The 2,535-nt window shown below is 51.2% G+C and carries 1 rRNA gene; it reads right to left on the minus strand.

Features of this window, described 5'->3' with window-relative positions:
• Positions 1-98 precede the first annotated feature (98 nt).
• Positions 99-2,535: ribosomal RNA gene (locus tag J3350_RS13795) — 23S ribosomal RNA — on the minus strand; the annotation flags it as partial.

Here is a 2,535-nt window from a genome sequence, read left to right on the forward strand (position 1 = left end):
GTCTACTGTTTGTCCAGTGTTTTTAGAAGGACGTGCCTTCAAAACTGAATAATCACTGCTAACATTTTTTCGTTGACTCTTTGAGTCTCAAGCGAATTGTGGTCAAGCCCTCGATCTATTAGTACACACTTGCTGAATGGATCACTCCACTTACACATCGTGCCTATCAACCTTGTAGTCTTCAAGGGATCTTACCTGATCAAATCAGTGGGATATCTTATCTTTGGGTCGGCTTCACGCTTAGATGCTTTCAGCGTTTATCCGATCCGTACGTAGTTGCCCAGCTATGCTCCTGGCGGAACAACTGGTGCGCCAGAGGTACGTCCGTCCCGGTCCTCTCGTACTAGGGACAGCTCCCATCAAATATCCTGCGCCCACGACAGATAGGGACCGAACTGTCTCACGACGTTCTGAACCCAGCTCGCGTACCGCTTTAATTGGCGAACAGCCAAACCCTTGGGACCGAATACAGCCCCAGGATGCGATGAGCCGACATCGAGGTGCCAAACCTCCCCGTCGATGTGGACTCTTGGGGGAGATCAGCCTGTTATCCCCAGGGTAACTTTTATCCGTTGAGCGATGGCATTTCCACTCACATACCACCGGATCACTAACTCCAACTTTCGTTACTGCTCGACCCGTCAGTCTCGCAGTTAGGCTCGCTTCTGCGTTTGCACTCTTTTGCTTGATTTCCGTTCAAGCTGAGCGAACCTTTGAACGCCTCCGTTACTCTTTAGGAGGCGACCGCCCCAGTCAAACTGCCCACCTAACAATGTCCCCCGACTCGATTCAGAGCCGCAGGTTAGAATTCCAATATCGCAAGGATGGTATCCCAACGTCCTCTCCATGACCGCCAAAGCGATCACTTCCCAGAGTCCCATCTATCCTGTGCATGCAACATCGAAACCCAATATTAGGCTACAGTAAAGCTCCATGGGGTCTTTCCGTCTTGTCGCGGGTAACCGGCATCTTCACCGGTACTACAATTTCGCCGGGCGGGCTGTTGAGACAGTGCCCAAATCATTACGCCTTTCATGCGGGTCAGAACTTACCTGACAAGGAATTTCGCTACCTTAGGACCGTTATAGTTACGGCCGCCGTTCACTGGGGCTTCGATTCAATGCTTGCACATCTCCTCTTAACCTTCCAGCACCGGGCAGGCGTCAGCTCGTATACGTCATCTTTCGATTTAGCACAAACCTGTGTTTTTGGTAAACAGTTGCTTGGGCCGATTCTCTGCGGCTCCATCTCTGGAGCACCCCTTCTCCCGAAGTTACGGGGTCAATTTGCCGAGTTCCTTAACAACCCTTCTCCCGTTGGCCTTAGAATCTTCTTCCTACCTACCTGTGTCGGTTTGCGGTACGGGCACCTCAGAAATCCACACAGCTTTTCTCGCCATCTTCCATCCCAGACTTCGGTACTAACTTCCCTCGATCTCTACCGGAACCAACACCCGGCTCTGAGACTTCTTATGTGTCCCTGTGCTTAACTCTTTTGGTGGTGACGGAATCTCTACCGTCTGTGCATCGGCTACGCCTTTCGGCCTCACCTTAGCTCCCGACTAACTTGGAGCGGACGAACCTTCCTCCAAAAACCTGAGGCTTTCGGCCATGCAGATTCTCACTGCATTCGCGCTACTCATTCCGGCATTCTCACTTCTATACACTCCACAGCCGCTTGCGCTACTGTTTCGCCGCGTATACAACGCTCCCCTACCCAATCCATTGCTGGATTGCCTAAGCTTCGGTGCCAGGTTTAGCCCCGTTAAATTCTCCGCGCAAAGACGCTCGACCAGTGAGCTATTACGCACTCTTTGAATGAGTGGCTGCTTCTGAGCCAACATCCTGGTTGTCTGCGTATCTTCACATCGTTTTCCACTTAACCTGACTTTGGGACCTTAGCTGTAGATCTGGGCTGTTTCCCTTTTGACAATGACATTTATCTGACACTGTCTGACTCCCAGGCATCAATATTCTGGCATTCTGAGTTTGATAAGCTTCGCTAACCTCTCGGCCGCTAGGCTATTCAGTGCTTTACCTCCAGATATCTAACCTGAGGCTAGTCCTAAAACTATTTCGGGGAGAACCAGCTATCTCCGGGTTCGATTGGAATTTCTCCGCTACCCACAGTTCATCCGCCGCCTTTTCAACGGAGGTCGGTTCGGTCCTCCATGGAATTTTACTTCCACTTCAACCTGACCATGGGTAGGTCACCCGGTTTCGGGCCCATTGTATGCAACTTAACGCCCTTTTCAAACTCGCTTTCGCTTCGGCTCCAGTCCTGAAGACCTTAACCTTGCTGCATACAATCGCTCGCCGGACCGTTCTACAAAAAGTACCCTATCACACTTTGACGTGCTCTAGGTGCTTGTAGGCACAGGGTTTCAGGTTCTTTTTCACTCCCCTCCCGGGGTGCTTTTCACCTTTCCTTCACAGTACTATACGCTATCGGTCACTGGGTAGTATTTAGGGTTGGAGGGTGGTCCCCCCATCTTCCGACCAGGTTTCACGTGTCTGGCCGTACTCTGGAACTTGC

Source organism: Faecalibacterium sp. Marseille-Q3530, from assembly GCF_017377625.1.
GTDB lineage: Bacteria > Bacillota > Clostridia > Oscillospirales > Ruminococcaceae > Faecalibacterium > Faecalibacterium prausnitzii_E.